The sequence below is a fragment of the Vibrio sp. D173a genome, from assembly GCF_030248475.1.
On sequence record NZ_JAHGAH010001169.1, the window covers coordinates 1 to 1226 of the forward strand.

General features: G+C 43.5%; 2 protein-coding genes and 1 pseudogene. All 3 read left to right on the forward strand.

The features are described from left to right. Positions 1-184: pseudogene (locus KIV40_RS32085) on the forward strand (hypothetical protein); the annotation flags it as partial. 133 nt (positions 185-317) lie between these two features. Continuing rightward, positions 318-581, forward strand: a complete 264-nt coding sequence (locus KIV40_RS32090) for a YdcH family protein (protein ID WP_285353386.1) — start codon at positions 318-320, stop codon at positions 579-581. An 80-nt stretch (positions 582-661) separates the two neighbouring features. After that, positions 662-1120, forward strand: a complete 459-nt coding sequence (locus KIV40_RS32095) for a GNAT family N-acetyltransferase (protein WP_285353388.1) — start codon at positions 662-664, stop codon at positions 1118-1120. The last annotated feature ends 106 nt before the right edge of the window (positions 1121-1226 follow it).

Here is a 1226-nt window from a genome sequence, read left to right on the forward strand (position 1 = left end):
CCCTAAGTGTATCGACAAACACACAGAAGAGCAGAAGCAACGCTTTAGGGAGCGTGAAAAGCAGGTACAGCTTTCTGCTGCTCGCGGTGAAACTCACGTCGGTGGCGATGCTGCACAGCTGATCGAACAGAGAAAACAGCAAAAACTTGAAAAGAAAGCTCAACAGCGAGCGAACAATAAATAATTTTTATTTTTGAGATAGATAGGGCACTTTTGGTGCCCTTTTTTATTGCTTTAGAGCTTTGCGTTCAGTGACACATTTCTTTAATGGTTATGCTTCTATACTGGTAAGCAAATACATTAATGAGGACATTAGAATGCTCAATGAAAACCACGCTTTTATCCTAGACTTCCCTGAATTCAAACTCGACATCGTGCAACTGAATCACGATGATCCAAAATTCAAAACCAACATGCAGAAGTACCACGAGCTTGATTACACAATCCGTGAACTTGAGGTATCGGGTAACCCGATCGACGACGACAACATGCACAACCTAAAAGTGGAGCGCATGGAACTGAAAGACACGCTCTACAAACAGCTTTCTCGCCACCATCAGCTTGCAGAAGAATCCAAATAACAAGAAATCGAATTAAAGTAACAACGATACATAGGCTCTTAGATACATAGCTACACAGATACAGGGACGTTCTTTCAACAATGAGACAAGGTGTCGAATCACTTCCATTACGCTACTCCCCCATTCTTCCTTCAGAAGCCGAGACGCAGTTTTCGGTGATAAAAGAGGCGCTTTATTCCCATGTTGAAGCCGTCTTTGGATGGGATGATGAATTTCAGAGGCAGCGGATAAACAATGACTATCAACAAGACTGGTTTTATTGGATACAAGACCAAGATGAGCGAGTCGGATCAGTCTGCTACAAACCTTATCAACAGGCCTATCATGTGCATTTGTTGATCGTATTCCCACCTTACCGAAACCGAAAACTCGGGTATCGAGTAATGAAAGATATCCAAGCACTCGCCCTCAAAGAAGAACGCGGAACCATCACCCTTTCAAGCTTTAGACGCAATCAGCAAGCGATCGCTTTCTACCAAAGGTTGGGCTATCAGATAACCGATGACAGCGAAGCGGAGTTTGTCAGCCTAGCGCTTTAGCCATGCAAATGAAAAGTAATAGTTTGTCAATGCCATTGCTTTTCTATGCTCTACCCAGCACAATCTGGGACAGAGCTCATCCATTATTCCCATTTCCCCATCAGTA

Coding starts and splice junctions, on each gene's coding strand:
- KIV40_RS32090 (WP_285353386.1), top strand. CDS start 318: ATGCTCAATGAAAACCACGCTTTTATCCTAGACTTCCCTGAATTCAAA.
- KIV40_RS32095 (WP_285353388.1), top strand. CDS start 662: ATGAGACAAGGTGTCGAATCACTTCCATTACGCTACTCCCCCATTCTT.